We start from the raw sequence: 14,057 nt of genomic DNA, 5'->3' as shown, positions 1-14,057 counted from the left end.
CCTGTTACCTTACCCCTGCCAAAGCGCCGTCTTCTTGTGGAACTGGGACCACGCAAACCAGAACGCCTGATGGCTGCCAAGGTCGGTGCCATTGGCATCAACTGCGCGGATCCCGCCCGCATCAAGCTCCAAACGCACGTTCTCATAGCTGATCGTCGCACCTCTTTGCAGGGCCACAAAGGCTTTGCTGCGCTGGAAGGCCACGGGCTTGCCTGAGGCTGTGATCACGCCAATGATGTCCTCATGTACGGGGAGGCGGGGGTCCACATCTCCAACCGGAAAGATCGGCCCGTTCGCATCGCGGGTGTTGCGAAAATCTGGATCGCGTCCGAGGGCGTGCCTTTCAGCCAGAACGGTCGTCTCGGGGTGCGCTTTCTTCCACGTGCCCCAGTCGGTGGTAATCACGGTCGCTTGCTTCAACGTTAGGTTTTTGCGCGCCAATGGTCCCGTCACGGCAGTCCCCAAGAACGTATCGAACACGGAGTAGGTATTGAGGTCATACATCACCTTGTTCGATCGGTTCAAAAGGCCCGAGGTGCGCAAGATCGGCCGCTTAATCCCACGCGGAAGTTCATCCGTGAAATAGGCCTGAGCAGCACCACACAAAGTGCAATAAGGGATGCCAAGGTGGCGGCCGCCCAATGTGTCATTCACCATCTCACGCACTTCCATGATTTGGCGTGGGTAGGCGCGGTACTCGCCGTTCACTTCAATGCCGAACACAATGTCTTTGTTCCTTAGCCATTTCGCGTCCTTGGCGCTGGTGACTTCTGGGTTGTCTGCGGCGGGGATGCAGTTGCAACGCTCATCGGTGGTGTCATAGGCGCGGTTATCAATTAGCACACCGCCCCAAGAGACAAATCTCCAGTCGACATCGCCTTTAACGAAGATTTTCTCCCAACCCGGAACCAAGGCGGTGAATATATCGCGCTTATATTTCAAGTAGTTCGGCGGCGCGGGGATGTCCCATGCGATCAGGTGATCGGTGACGATGCCCCATGAATTCGCAGCGCGAAGTTCTTTTCCAAGAAGCGTTGATGCGGCCCTTGCGAGTTCTGCATCAAGCCGTGGGCTGGAGATGAAGCGCATCAGGTCGCTAATGATCCAAGCGATGCGAGGGTCTTTTGTGGCTGCGATGACATTCAGGGCTTCTGTCTGCTCAGCCTGCCAGCGTGAATTGCTTGCGCTGTCGACCAAGGCGACCTTGATCGCGGCCTTGACCTTGGATGACAGTCTGCCTGTTGGCACCGCGGGCGGTTGCCCAAAGTCCTCAAAGACATAGCCTTCCAAGTCTTGGGCCCGTTGTGCTTGCGACGCATTTGACCAAAACGCCGATAGCGTTGCCAAAGATGTAAATACTAGTATTCGGGTAAAGGAGCCGAGTGTTAACGACATGTGAAAGAAGCCTTTCGCGTGCTTGATTGATCCTCCGGTGCGTCAGCTCGCGGCGGCAAGCCGTACACCCTGTGCACACGGCATCACGCCATTACACATCCCGCAGGCTACCCGCGAAAGCTTTAAAGCGGCTAATCACGTTTACAATCAATGGTGGCACAATTTGGTGATCACTTCCGCTAGAAGGCTTCAAGGCCGTCTTGGAGTGTCGCGAAAATTGGGTGTTCGGGAAGGAGCAGGCCGGATTTAGCATCTCGTAGATCTAGCGACGTTGGATGAATGGGATAAGAGACCCCAATAAATCCACCGCTTAAGACTGCAGCCCGAAGATAGTCGATGAAGGGCAAGTTCCGCCCTGCTTCAAAAATCATTGGGTCTTGGCGAAGGTTCGGCAGGAACAGACGCGCGCCGTCTCCGTCTCCGTCTCCGTCTCCGTCTCCGACAGGGACGTTTGACTTGCTCTCAAAGCTAGGGGCGATGTCTAGCTCAAGACCAATTCCCCCCATAGGCAGTGGGACGATCTCGGCTTCGCGTTCCTCGGCAAGATCCTTCAGGTTTTCGAGGTCCACGACGAGAGGGTTCCAATCCCCAAGCCGCGCAACCACGGGATCGTTGGATGGGTGAGGGCGTTTGTCCTCGGACTCCAGAATGGCTCTCTCGTCGGCTTGCCTTTGTTGGAAGCCTCCTAACGCATTCTCCATAGCTTCTAGCAGTGCGCGTTCCCCCGCACTTGCAGGGGCCTTCGACTGGGCCGATCGCTCGTTGCTCTGTTCCTTGAACGGATACCGTTGTCGCAAATCAATGACGCCGACGACGAGCGCAAAGAAGTGCAACGCTGTCGGCAAAAATGTGGAGGCGTAAGTTAATGCAGGTAGGTCGCCGAACCGCTCCTCAAGGACATCCTCCGCATTCCCTAGGTGGACGGAAATTTTTCTGTGCGGCGCTAGCCCTTCGCCGTGGCGCCCAGATTCACTTTCAAAGCGATAACCCGTTTCACGCAGGCGTTCGATAATGATGTCGACATTTCGTGAAACGCGCCCGTAGGTTTCGCGCATGACGGCTTCGATGTCTGCCGCATCATGGGTGCGTTCTATGTCTCGCCAAACATCCTCTGTCTCACCGGACATGTAGCGTTTGTGCAGGCTCATTGATCGGGCTCGATCAACCCCAAGCCGCGCAGATAAATTCCGATACCCGCCTCAAGCAGATCCTCGGGGGGGAAGGGTGATTTCGACCCAGGTGTGCCGCGGGCGAAAAGTTCAACCACACCGTGCGACATGGCCCAGATATGGCTGGAGAACATCTTAGCCGGTGGACGCTTGTCTTCGGGGATGTTTTCGCTCAACCGCATGGCCGCTTGCTCCAGCACGCCGCGTGATCGATCCGCAGCCAAGGCCAGATCGGGGTTGGACTGTACGTTCACGCCACTTTCAAACATCGCCATGTAATGGCCGGGGAATTTGCGGGCGAAGGCCAGATAGGCGCGACCGGTGGCTTCAAAGGCCTTCAAGGCAGTGGGGCGGCCGTCGGCGTAAGCGTGCTCCATCAGGTCGCCAAAGATGCGGTGTCCTTGTAAGGCGCATTCCGCGATCAAGGCTTCTCGGCCCACGAAGTGGCGGTAGACGGCGGCAGGTGTCACGCCTGCAAGCTTCGCGGCCTCAGCCACGGTGAAGCCAGTGGGGCCTTTATCCTCAATGAGCCTCAAGGTCGCTTCAATCAGCGCTTGCTTGAGGTTGCCGTGATGATAGCCGCGTTTAGGCATTCGGGGACCACATATCCACGCCGCCGCAGATTTTGGCATCAGGGCGGATTGCGATGCTGTCGTCTTTGTTGGTGTATTGGACCGCGTTCAACACGCGGCGCAGCGCTGAGATGCGGGCGCGGCGTTTGTCATCAGAGCGGATCACTGTCCAACGCGCGTGGGATGCATCTGTGGCTTCAAACGTCTCGGAGATTGCGCGGGAGTAGGCGTCCCATTTGCCCAAGCCATCGACGTCGATCGAGGACAACTTCCACTGTTTCAACTCGTCGCTTTCACGCGCCAACATGCGGCGCAACTGCTCGGCGCGCCCGACGTTTAGCCACAGCTTGATCAGGATGATGCCGTCATCGACAAGCATCTTCTCAAAGTCGGGCGTTTGGTTGAAGAAATGAGTCCGCTCCCCAATAGAGCAAAACCCGAACACGTCTTCCACCACGCCGCGATTGTACCAGCTGCGGTCAAACAAAGTGATCTGCCCCGCGTTTGGCATATGTTTGATGTAGCGCTGGAAATACCACTGACCGCGCTCGTCGTCCGTGGGTTTTGACAGCGCCACGGTCTTGCAAACCCGTGGGTTCATGTTCTCGCGGAACCGTTTGATGGTGCCGCCTTTGCCGGATGCATCGCGCCCTTCAAAGACGATGGCCACGCGTTTGCCCTCTTTTCTAACCCAAGCCTGAAGCTTCATCAGCTCGACCTGAAGGCGTTTCATGGTGTCCTCATAGTCGTCGCGGTCCATGCGCTTCGTATAAGGGTAGCTTTGGGCCAAGATGTCATTCTTGCCCGCGTTGCGAATGGCTTCGCGGACGTTTTCGGGAATTTCTTCCTTGTAGAATTTAGAGATGGCACCGTCGAAGGGCAGCGTCATGGATTGGGCCTCGCTCATGTTATTCGCCGTGCAGTATGTCGTGATACCCTATTGCAGGCCAGCGTGTTTTGCCAATCGGTACAGCGCGGTAACGACCTCGTCGGTTGCTGTGTGGTGAGGCATGTGGCCAATGCCATCTAGAATGGACAACTCCGCGTTTTTAATTTGTTTGGACAGCGGCAGGGCGTGGATTTCATGCAAGACGGTTTGATCTGCGGTGCCGTGCAGGATTTCAACGGGCATTTGCAGCTCGTCATAACGTTTGGATTGCTCTTTGATCTGAGGCAGCAGCGCGTTGACCATGGAGATGTTGACGCGAACTTGGGACGGTCGCACGGCCAAGCCCATTCCTATGTGTTCCAGATAACCCTGCGGAGCGGGATCTGGCGCGAAAACCGCGTTCACCGTGTCGATGCCGCGTTGCTCGGTCGCGAAAGCTGACAGGACTGGTGTTAACAGGTGGCGACCGACAGCGCTGCCCATGATGCGGTACCAGCGGTCCAGTTTGCCCGGCCAAGGATGCGACACACCTGAGATGATCATCAACCCGGAGGTCTCCGCGCCATATCGCAGCCCGTAGGATAGAGCCACCGCGCCGCCATAGCTTTGCCCAACCACTAGCGGGCGCTTTGCCGCCACCATTTGGGCCGCCGCATGGATCAGGTCGGCTTGTTCTGCGAGGCTTTCGATGTCACCGGCTCGATCCTTGATCCGCCCTGTGTAGCCATGCGCGGGGCGATCTATGGCAATCAGGCGAAAATTTTGCTTGAGAATGGGGATCAGGGAGAAGGTGAAATCCTTCCAATTTGCCCCCGCGCCATGGATCAAGATCACGTCAGGGCCTGTGCCTTCGACATAGACATGCACGGGTGTCCCGTTGACGTCTAAAATCTGTCCCTCGGGTGGGTGGTCTCGCAGGGTGGCGACCTCGCGAGATTGAATGCGTTTGTTTACAACAGCGGCGCTGCCCAGCAATGCACAAGCCGTCCCGACCGCTATTGCCGTCTTAAGCACCAATCTGTTCCATGTCGAACGGGGTCGTTTGGTATATCTTGTTGATCCAATTGCCATAAAGCTGGTGGGCGTGGCTGCGCCAGCGGTTCAACGGCTTTTGCGTGGGGTCGTCGTTGGGGTAGTAGTTCACGGGCACATTGATCGCAACGCCAGCTGCGACGTCGCGGTCGTATTCGTCCTTCAAAGAGGTGCTATCATATTCAAAATGGTTGAAAATATAGAGCGCACGGTGCGCGTCATCCTCTACCAAGCAGGGACCACTTTCCTCGCTTCCAAGCAGTGTTTTCAACCCATCCGCCGCATCAATCTCATCTTGGCGCATCTCGGTCCAGCGCGACACGGGGATCACGCAATCGTCCGAGAAGCCACGCAAATAGGGCGAGGTCTCATCCAGATTGCAGTGCCTGTAACACCCAAATAGCTTGTCGTCTAACAGGTGTTTCTTGACCCCGTGGAAGTAGTTGATCATCGCCATGCCGCCCCAGCACACGCCGAAGGTCGAATGCACGTTGCTCTGCGTCCAATCCATGACTTCACGCAACTCGTCCCAATAGGTCACATCATTGAACGGCAAATGCTCAATCGGGGCGCCGGTGATGATAAGGCCGTCAAACTTTTGGTCCTTCACATCTTGGAAGGGTTGATAGAACTCGGCCATGTGTTCGGCGGCAGTGGTTTTGGTCCGATGTTCCGACATGCGGATCAGGCTGAGCTCGATTTGCAATGGGGTCGCGCCAATGAGGCGGGCAAACTGGTTCTCGGTCTGGATCTTTTTCGGCATCAAGTTGAGCAAGGCAATTCGCAACGGACGGATATCTTGCACTGCGGCTTGATCGGCGCTCATCACGCTCACGCCCTCGCGCGACAGCACGTCGAAGGCAGGAAGCGAGGAGGAGGGCAGTTTGATAGGCATTGTCGTATCCGTTGCAGGTAGGGATTGGTAGTTAGGTGGCTTAGGCTTTGTTGCCAAGAGTGGCCGCGATCAACTCATTGAGACCAGCAGGTGAGGTGACCTTGCCCAAATCTGTGTGGGAAACTTTGATGCCATAATTTTCCGCCATCGCGCGGTAGCGTGGCTCGCGTTGCGAGATTGCGCGCGCATAGGTGAAGGTCATGAAGTCGTTGGGGTTGACCTCGTCTTCGGTGCATCTGTTGGCTTCTAAGTACTCGGACCACAGCTCCGCCAAGAAGTCGGGGCGGTAGCACATCGGTTTTGGCGCGGATTTGAAACGGCGCACGAGTTCGGCCTCGTGATCGGTGGAGCCTTCGATCCACACCATCAGGTGGTTCTTCGCGAGTTCTGTCAGAAGCGGGTCGTCGGGTGTGAACGGGTCCACGACCTCGCAGGCCGAGCCCCCGGTGTCACAAACAAAGTTGCCATAGCCGTATAAGTCTTGGGCACGCTGAATGAAGTGTGTGGCGTCATAAAGTGCGGCCACCTCCGCACGGTGGTGCTGGGCTTGGCGGTTTTGATACTCTGCGAAGCTAAGTCCGCCCAAGGCAGGATTTCCCGGTTTTCCAAGATAGGTGGACAGAGGCGACAAATCCTCAAATGTCAGGTTTGAGGCTATGTAAATGCTGTCCGAGCGCAGGAGGTCCGCTAAAAACGGATCCTGCATAGCGCGTCGTTTGAAGTTGTCGGTGATGTATTCCCCCATGTACCGCGTGCCAATGCGGTAGTCCGCGCTGTAGTGGAACCATTCACCACTGGCGCGTAACATGTTGGAGATATACGTTTTTCCAAGGCCGGACATGCCGAAGAACAGCACTTTCTTTGCATCAGCCTGAAGCCAATCTTGTCCTGAATTATAGATCATGCGCGGCGCTCCTTCGTCCCTTGGCAAATAGGTAGCCTTGCCAGCGCGGGCTTGCTAGGGGGCTTTGCGCAAAATCCCGAAGATGCGGCCATCCAACACCAGCAAGCCCAGAGCAAGCAATGCGAAGCCCGCATAGGCCCGCGGGGCAAGGTCTTCACCGAGAACAAGGGCACCCAACACGATCGCAACCGGCGCTACCAATAGGGTGCATAGCATCAGGTTGCCGCTGCCAGCCATGCTCAGGATGCGGTAGTAAAGCAAGTATGCACCAGCCGTGGCGATGATGGAGTAGTATCCGACGGCCCCCCATGCGGTGAGGCTTAGGTTTAGCGAGGGGGCGCCATCTACAGCGAAGGCCAATGGAAGCATGATCAAGGCTGCTCCGGTTAACATACCTGCGGCCGCGACTTGCGGGGGGAGGGAGCTTAGGGTTTTTCGCGCCCATGCACCTGCAAGTGCATATGATAAAGTTCCAGCAATAACAGCTATTTGCGCGGTGGAGCGAATGTCGAATTGTGTCAAGTTCTGCAACCCGATTGCCGTCGTCACACCAAGAAATCCAAGGAGAACGCCTGCGGCACGATTCCACGTCAGCCGCTCGTCAGCGAAGAGAATGGATGCCACGACGACACCGAACACGGCGGTGGTCGCATTCATAATGGAGGTGAGGCCGGTTTCAATATGCAGTTGCCCCCAGCCCATCAGCACAAAGGGTATGACATTATTCAGCGCCCCCATGACTAAGAAGGCACCCCAAATCTTGGGCGAACGGGGGATGGGGTGTTTTCGGATCAAAATATAGCACCACAGGATGAGCATGGCCCAGAACACGCGGTGCGCGACAGCAGTCATCACTGGGATTTCGTTCAATGCCAAGCGTATCGACAAGAACGACCCGCCCCAGATGAGGGAAAGCAGTGTCAGCTCTAGCCACGCGCCGGTGGTCATGGTTTTTTGGGTGTTCATTTGGGCACATTGTTAGGAATCGATGCAAAAGGCGACCCGAAACATGCTCACAAAAAAGGCCCATGCTTTGCGGCATGGACCTTTTAAGTGTTGGATGGGTTACTCGTGGCTACTTAGGCTTTCGCGTGCAATGAGATTAGTAGCTGTACCCGACTTTGATGCCGAAACCGATCGAGTCGTTGCCGTCAAAGTTTGCACGGGCCGTACCACCGGTACGCGGTGTTGCATTTCCAAGTTTGCTGTAGTTGATACCGCCACTTATTTTCATGCTCTCATGTGTGTAGCTGCCACCGACAGTCAGGCCAATTCTACCGTTTGTTGGCGCAAGAGGCGAGACGAGTGGGCTGTTCTCGGTTTCGTATTGAACTGAGATTGCACCCGAAAATGCCTCGGTAAACTTGCGACCGACACCTAAGGTGAATGTTGTCGTGTCTTCGATGGTTACGAGGCTGGTTCCAGCAGGAGTTACAGCGCCAAAGGTTGATGGGATCACGTTGACTTCAGAATAATCGACCCAGCGAACACCACCAAACAACAAGGTATCTTTTGCAATGCCCGTTTGGAAATCGAGGTTCCACGAATCTGGCGTTGTAATTCTTGTGTTGGAGACGACGCCAGGTGCGAAGCTCTCACGGGTGTCGACGTCATGATCAACTTCTGAGTTATAAGTCAGGGATACACGCAAAGCGATATCTGGAATTTCGTAAGAGGCCCCCAGCAAGTAGCCGTATCCGATATCGTCATCGAAGTTTACGGTGTAGCCATTCAAGCCCCCATAAGCCAAGCCGCTCAGAGCAACATTGGCCGACAATTGTTGTGCTTTTAAGCCGCCGTGAATGCTGAAGCGATTGCCGAAATCGTAACGAAGGATGCCAGTGAATGCTTCAGTGTCCAAAGCGGCCAAAGTGCCTCCCAACCCGACAGAACCACCTGCGGCAGCGGTTGGGTACAGCAAATCAGCGCCAAAGGGTTGATCGATGATAAAGGCGAATGACAGGTTTTCATTGAGCTGATGCTTATAGGCCAGCCCCACCTGACTAAAGCTGTCGGCAACGTTGCCGGTGGCCGTGTTACCAAAAGGAGCTAAATCGTTTCCGCTAACGCTCGGGTTAACGTATCCGAAACTAAATTCAGCGTAGTTACCTTTCTCGAACAAAGGGGCGATCGATTGGCCGGATCGGTCAAGGTTGCCTGCCGAAGCCAGTGTCGTGCTTGCGGCGAGCAGTGCCGTGGCGCCGAGTATCTTTTTCATGGTTTCCTCCCCGAAACACTTGAATGCTTATTTACACCACCCTAGAGGCGAGTTTCCGCCTGCGTCAATTTGTGACCCAGCGTCACAGGCGATTTATGCCAAGAATCAGGAAACTAGCAGGCTCTGCGTGGCCAAAATCTCACATTGCCTCTACGTCAGGCGGCGGTTTTTGCGCGCTTCTGAGCTGATGTTTAAATAATTGGCGCCGAAAATTATGGCCGCGCCAACGAATACCCAAACCTCGAGATTCTCTCCGAAAATGATGATTCCCAGTATTGCGACGAGGGGGAGCCGGACGAAATCCATAGGCATTACGACCACAGCAGGAGCATGGGTAAGGGCGGTGGTCAGGCAAAAATGCGCGCCTAGACCTGTGCACGCCACGACAGCAACCCAAGGGATCACCTCCGCCGATGGCACGGCCACATCGCCATCCCAAGCCGCGGTGATAATCCCAAAGACGGCTTGCATCAAAGCCAACCAAAACAGAATGCAGGTGGTGGAGCTGGTGGCGGTCAGCTTCTTTGTTGCGATTGCGGAGCCGGCAAATCCGATTGCGGAGCCTGCTGCGAAAATGGATCCAAGCTCCAGATTGCTCATGTCGGGGCGGGCAACGATCAAAACGCCGATGAAGCCCAGCACCGCCACAAATATCCGCAAGGGTGTCAAACGCTCTGACAAAAAGAACGGCGCGAGCAGGGCGACCCAGATGGGTGAGGTGAACTCGATAGCTACCACTTGCGCCAGTGGGATCATTGTGATTGCTGCGAACCACAGGTTTTGCCCCGTGAAATGCGACAGGTTCCGCAGGCTGTGCAATTTCAGATTTCGCGCGTCGATTTGCCCAAGTGTGCCCGCAACCCCGCCGATGACCAATACCAAGACCAAGGAAATAACCGAGCGGTAGGTCATCAGCTCAAACGTATCAAGCTCGATGCTAACCAAACGGCCCGCCACCGCCATGGTCGAAAAGGACACGACTGCGCCTGCCATCCAAAGGGCGGCCATGATCATGTTTGAGGGCGGTGCTTTGGTCATACAGCCTGCAAATCCGTTTAGCGGTCTGTGGTCAAGCTGAATTAGAGTGTCTGGGGCGGTCGCAGTCCCTACCGAGCGTTCTTAGCAATGGTGCAAAAAACGCTCGGCAAGATGTGCTTATTCCCACTCGATGGTGCCCGGAGGCTTCGAGGTGATGTCGTAGGTTACGCGGTTGATGCCCGGCACTTCATTGATGATGCGGGTTGCGGTCTCGCCTAGGAAGTCGTGCTCAAACGGGAAGTAATCCGCCGTCATGCCGTCCACCGAGGTCACCGCACGCAGGGCACAAGCGTAGTCATACGTGCGACCGTCGCCCATGACGCCAACCGTTTTGACTGGCAAGATTGCCACGAAGGCCTGCCAGATGTCGTCATACAGCCCGTGCTTGCGGATTTGGTCGATGTAGACCGCATCTGCCTCGCGCAGAATGTCGAGCTTAGCGCGGGTAATCTCGCCGGGGCAGCGAATGGCAAGGCCAGGCCCGGGGAAGGGGTGGCGGCCGATGAAGGACTTGGGCAGGCCAAGTTCCACACCCAAGGCGCGCACCTCGTCTTTGAACAGCTCTCGCAATGGTTCCACCAGCTTCAGGCCCATTTTCTCGGGCAAGCCGCCAACATTGTGGTGGGACTTGATGGTCACCGACGGGCCGCCGGAGAAGCTGACGCTCTCGATGACGTCAGGATATAGGGTGCCTTGGGCAAGGAACTTGGCGTCGTCGATCCCATTGGCGTATTTTTGGAACACGTCGATGAACAGCTTGCCGATGATTTTGCGCTTGGTTTCAGGGTCGGATTGACCGTCCAGCTCGCCCAAGAACAGATCCTGTTCATCGGCGTGGATCAGCTTCATTTTGTAGTTGTCGCGGAACATGGTGACGACCTCTTCGGCCTCACCTTTGCGCAGCAATCCGTGGTCAACGAATACACATGTCAGCTGATCGCCGATGGCCTCATGGATCAATACAGCCGCAACAGAGCTGTCTACGCCGCCCGACAAGCCACAGATCACGTGGTTATTGCCAACCTGTTCGCGGATCGCTGCGATTGCCTGCTCGCGGTAGGCGCCCATGGTCCAGTCGCCTGTGAAGCCAGCCATACGGACGAAGTTTTCATAGAGCTTTGCACCGTTCGGGGTGTGGTGCACTTCGGGGTGAAATTGCACCGCGTAGAAGTTGCGCGACACATCCGCGGTGATTGCGTAAGGCGCGTTGGGGGAGGTGCCGTAGACCTCAAACCCCGGTGCGATTTTCGAGACGTGGTCGCCGTGCGACATCCAGACTTGCTCTTTGTCGTCGGCAAACCAACCCTTCAACAGCTCAATCTTGTCGTCGGACGGTGTTACAAACGCGCGACCGAATTCTGCCGTGCCGTGCCCGCTGTCAACTTGCCCGCCAAGCTGTGTCATCATGGTTTGTTGGCCGTAGCAAATGCCCAATACTGGGACGCCCAAAGTGAAAACACCATCTGCGGCGCGTGGGCTGCCTTCGCGGGTTACGCTGTCAGGTCCACCGGAAAGGATCACGGCTTTGGGCGAAAATTCTGCCAAGAAAGCGTCAGTGACGTTCTGATAAGGGTGGATTTCGCAGTAAACGCTCAATTCGCGCAAGCGGCGCGCGATCAGTTGCGTGACCTGCGACCCGAAGTCGATGATCAGAAGTTTTTCATGGGTGGCGGCGGGGTCAATGAGATGATCTGTCATGCACGCTGATTATGAGGCAAACGCCCCCGTTGCAAGGGGCTGGGGCGCGCTGTTTGCACCTTGCACATCCATATTCGTGCTCTCATGTCGCTTTTTCGTCGTAAGGGGCGGTTTTTGCCCTCGGTCGAGCCCCCCATGAGGTAATCAAATAGGTGAGAAATTGAGGAGCACGTTATGACCGATACAGCCACACCACGCAGACGAACACGCGGCGGCGGCGGTGCTGCGCGTCGGGCGGAGCGGACGGCGGTTTCCGTTGAGACGGCGAAATATATCGAACGCAACATTCCCAATTTTGAAGTCCTCAACGAAGAGGCCTTGCAGATCATCGAGACGAATGCCGAAACTGTCTTGGCCGAGATCGGCGTTAATTTCGTCGATAGCCCAGAAGCATTGGAGCGTTGGCGTAAAGCCGGGGCTGAGATCGACGGAGAGCGCGTACGCATCCCGCGCGGTTTGGCGCGTGAGTTGTGCAAAACTGCGCCCTCGACATTTACCCAAACAGCCCGCAATCCAGAACGCTCCGTTGAGATTGGCGGCAAGAACCTTGTCCTAGCCCCCGTTTATGGTCCGCCCTTTGTGCGCGACGCAGAAGGTGGTCGCCGATACGCGACTATGGATGACTTCGATAAATTCGTGAAGCTTGGCTATATGTCCAAATGGTTGCACCACTCGGGCGGCACGGTGTGCGAGCCGACGGATGTACCGGTGAACAAGCGCCACCTTGATATGCTATATTCCCACATGTCCCTGAGCGACAAGCCGTTCATGGGCGCGGTGACCGAGCCGTCGCGCGCGCAAGACTCTGTTGATATGTGCGAGATACTGTTCGACGGTTTGGATGGTCGCACGGTGATGACGTCACTGATCAACATCAACTCGCCCATGACCTTCGATTCCATCATGATGGGCGCGCTGGAGGTTTATGCCCGCGCCAACCAGGCCTGCATCATATCGCCGTTCATTGTGGGCGGGGCCATGGCGCCTGTGTCTGTGGCGGGGACCTTGACGCAGGTGTTGGCCGAAGTTTTGGCGGGTGTGGCTTACAGCCAACTGGTGCGAAAAGGGGCGCCAGTTATCATGGGGGCCTTTGTGACCTCTATTGATATGAACTCGGGCGCGCCGACCTTCGGGACACCAGAGGCTTCGCATATCACATATGGGGCAGGGCAATTGGCCCGCCGTCTTGGACTGCCTTACCGCTCAGCTGGGTCGTTTTGTGGCTCGAAGTTGCCGGATGCTCAAGCGGCTTATGAGACAGCTAACAGTTTGAATATGGGGCTACTTTCGGGCGTGAACTTCATGCTTCACAGTTGTGGCTGGCTGGAAGGCGGGCTTGTCGCGTCCTTCGAGAAATTTGTGATGGACGCGGACCAGCTTGGAACGCTGCACCACTTTGCTAAGGGCGTCAGCATGGACGAGAATGCGCAAGCGATGGGCGCATTGCGCGAGGTCGGACCGGGCGGCCACTTCCTTGGATGTGAGCACACACAAGAGAATTTCAAGACGGCGTTCTGGCGCTCCGATCTGTTCGACTACAAGCCCTTCGAGACGTGGGCGGACGAGGGCGAGCGCGATACGGTCTCTTTGGCCTCGGCGCGAGTTGAAAAGATGCTGGGCGATTATCAGCAACCTCATCTGGATCCAGCCATTGATGCGGCGCTTCGTGACTATGTGCGCACGAAAAAAGAGAGCATGCCTGACGCCTTTTCCTAGGGTTAGTCAAACCGTCTTGGGACGCCATCCGGTGCGCGTCGCGGGACGGGTTTCAACCGGTAAATTGCGGCTTTCCGCCATTAGGGCGATGAGTATTTCGATGTGTTTGCCCGCGCTATAGGTTCCGTCGTGGGCTTTTCGCGTTTGCTCGGCCGTTTCTTCTTGCAGCAATAGAGATTCAACCACCGCTCGGGAGGACGCCGATTGTGCTTGTCCCGTGATGCGTTGCAAGTCGCGGGAACGACGGTAGCTTGATACGCCGTGGCGGGCCGCGCGGATCAAAAGGCGTGGGCGGCGAAGGTTGGTAAGCTGTTCGGGAAGGTTGGTCATGGCAGTGCTCCGTGGCTGGAATTGAACTTTCAAAATTATGCCAAGGGGTGGCGCTGTTGCGCTTGAAATTGCCGAGCGAGCGCTAGTTGGCTCACTGTTTACGAATTTGAAACAAATTAATGGATTGAGGTCTTCTGTTAACGATCTCGTAAGCAATGCAACCTCAAGTTGTATGCGTTGCCAAGGGGCTTTAGCCGCCTT

General features: G+C 56.1%; 13 protein-coding genes. 1 reads left to right on the top strand and 12 read right to left on the bottom strand.

Features of this window, described 5'->3' with window-relative positions; all coding sequences use genetic code 11:
* Window positions 1-9 precede the first annotated feature (9 nt).
* The 11 genes from ABJN86_RS02945 to guaA all read right to left on the bottom strand — a co-directional run bounded on the left by ABJN86_RS02945 (window position 10) and on the right by guaA (window position 11,810).
* Window positions 10-1,395 carry a DUF3179 domain-containing (seleno)protein gene (locus ABJN86_RS02945; protein ID WP_348364125.1) on the bottom strand — a complete coding sequence of 462 codons (1,386 nt, stop codon included), beginning with the start codon at window positions 1,393-1,395 and terminating at the stop codon, window positions 10-12.
* Window positions 1,396-1,574: 179 nt separating this feature from the next.
* The gene (locus tag ABJN86_RS02940) at window positions 1,575-2,543 is read right to left on the bottom strand and encodes a hypothetical protein (protein ID WP_348364127.1); all 969 of its coding nucleotides are present in this window, start codon (window positions 2,541-2,543) and stop codon (window positions 1,575-1,577) included.
* Entirely contained in the window at window positions 2,540-3,157 is a 618-nt protein-coding gene (locus ABJN86_RS02935; protein ID WP_348364129.1) for a TetR/AcrR family transcriptional regulator, read from the bottom strand. The genes ABJN86_RS02940 and ABJN86_RS02935 overlap by 4 nt, the downstream gene beginning before the upstream one ends.
* Entirely contained in the window at window positions 3,150-4,025 is an 876-nt protein-coding gene (ppk2, locus tag ABJN86_RS02930) for a polyphosphate kinase 2 (protein WP_348364663.1), read from the bottom strand. Before ppk2 ends, ABJN86_RS02935 begins: the two co-directional genes overlap by 8 nt.
* A 48-nt stretch (window positions 4,026-4,073) precedes the next feature.
* Entirely contained in the window at window positions 4,074-5,039 is a 966-nt protein-coding gene (locus ABJN86_RS02925; protein ID WP_348364130.1) for an alpha/beta hydrolase, read from the bottom strand.
* Window positions 5,032-5,952, bottom strand: coding sequence for a homoserine O-succinyltransferase (gene metA, locus ABJN86_RS02920; protein ID WP_348364132.1), 921 nt, complete (start codon window positions 5,950-5,952; stop codon window positions 5,032-5,034). The genes ABJN86_RS02925 and metA overlap by 8 nt, the downstream gene beginning before the upstream one ends.
* Window positions 5,953-5,992: 40 nt before the next feature.
* Window positions 5,993-6,856, bottom strand: coding sequence for an ATPase (locus ABJN86_RS02915; RefSeq protein ID WP_348364133.1), 864 nt, complete (start codon window positions 6,854-6,856; stop codon window positions 5,993-5,995).
* Window positions 6,857-6,910: 54 nt separating this feature from the next.
* Window positions 6,911-7,822, bottom strand: a complete 912-nt coding sequence (locus ABJN86_RS02910; protein ID WP_348364135.1) for a DMT family transporter — start codon at window positions 7,820-7,822, stop codon at window positions 6,911-6,913.
* A 136-nt stretch (window positions 7,823-7,958) separates the two neighbouring features.
* A complete protein-coding gene (locus tag ABJN86_RS02905; RefSeq protein ID WP_348364136.1) occupies window positions 7,959-9,074 on the bottom strand; it encodes an outer membrane protein transport protein in 1,116 nt (371 codons plus the stop codon).
* Between the two features lie 150 nt (window positions 9,075-9,224).
* Window positions 9,225-10,112 (bottom strand): DMT family transporter, encoded by an 888-nt coding sequence (locus ABJN86_RS02900; RefSeq protein ID WP_348364137.1) that lies wholly within the window; start codon window positions 10,110-10,112, stop codon window positions 9,225-9,227.
* 117 nt (window positions 10,113-10,229) lie between these two features.
* Window positions 10,230-11,810 carry a glutamine-hydrolyzing GMP synthase gene (guaA, locus tag ABJN86_RS02895; RefSeq protein WP_348364138.1) on the bottom strand — a complete coding sequence of 527 codons (1,581 nt, stop codon included), beginning with the start codon at window positions 11,808-11,810 and terminating at the stop codon, window positions 10,230-10,232.
* Between the two features lie 174 nt (window positions 11,811-11,984).
* On the opposite strand from guaA, the gene ABJN86_RS02890 reads away from it, so the two are divergent.
* A complete protein-coding gene (locus ABJN86_RS02890) occupies window positions 11,985-13,526 on the top strand; it encodes a trimethylamine methyltransferase family protein (RefSeq protein ID WP_348364140.1) in 1,542 nt (513 codons plus the stop codon).
* A gap of 6 nt (window positions 13,527-13,532) precedes the next feature.
* Here the strand turns inward: ABJN86_RS02890 and ABJN86_RS02885 are convergent, their stop codons facing one another.
* Window positions 13,533-13,856: a DUF6477 family protein gene (locus tag ABJN86_RS02885; protein ID WP_348364141.1), complete on the bottom strand. Its 324-nt coding sequence runs from the start codon at window positions 13,854-13,856 to the stop codon at window positions 13,533-13,535.
* Between the last annotated feature and the right edge of the window lie 201 nt (window positions 13,857-14,057).

The sequence above is a fragment of the Litoreibacter sp. genome (genome assembly GCF_039974535.1).
Classification (GTDB): domain Bacteria; phylum Pseudomonadota; class Alphaproteobacteria; order Rhodobacterales; family Rhodobacteraceae; genus Litoreibacter.
The sequence above is the reverse complement of the archived record's forward strand: the minus strand, read 5'-3'. Positions and strand labels throughout refer to the sequence as shown.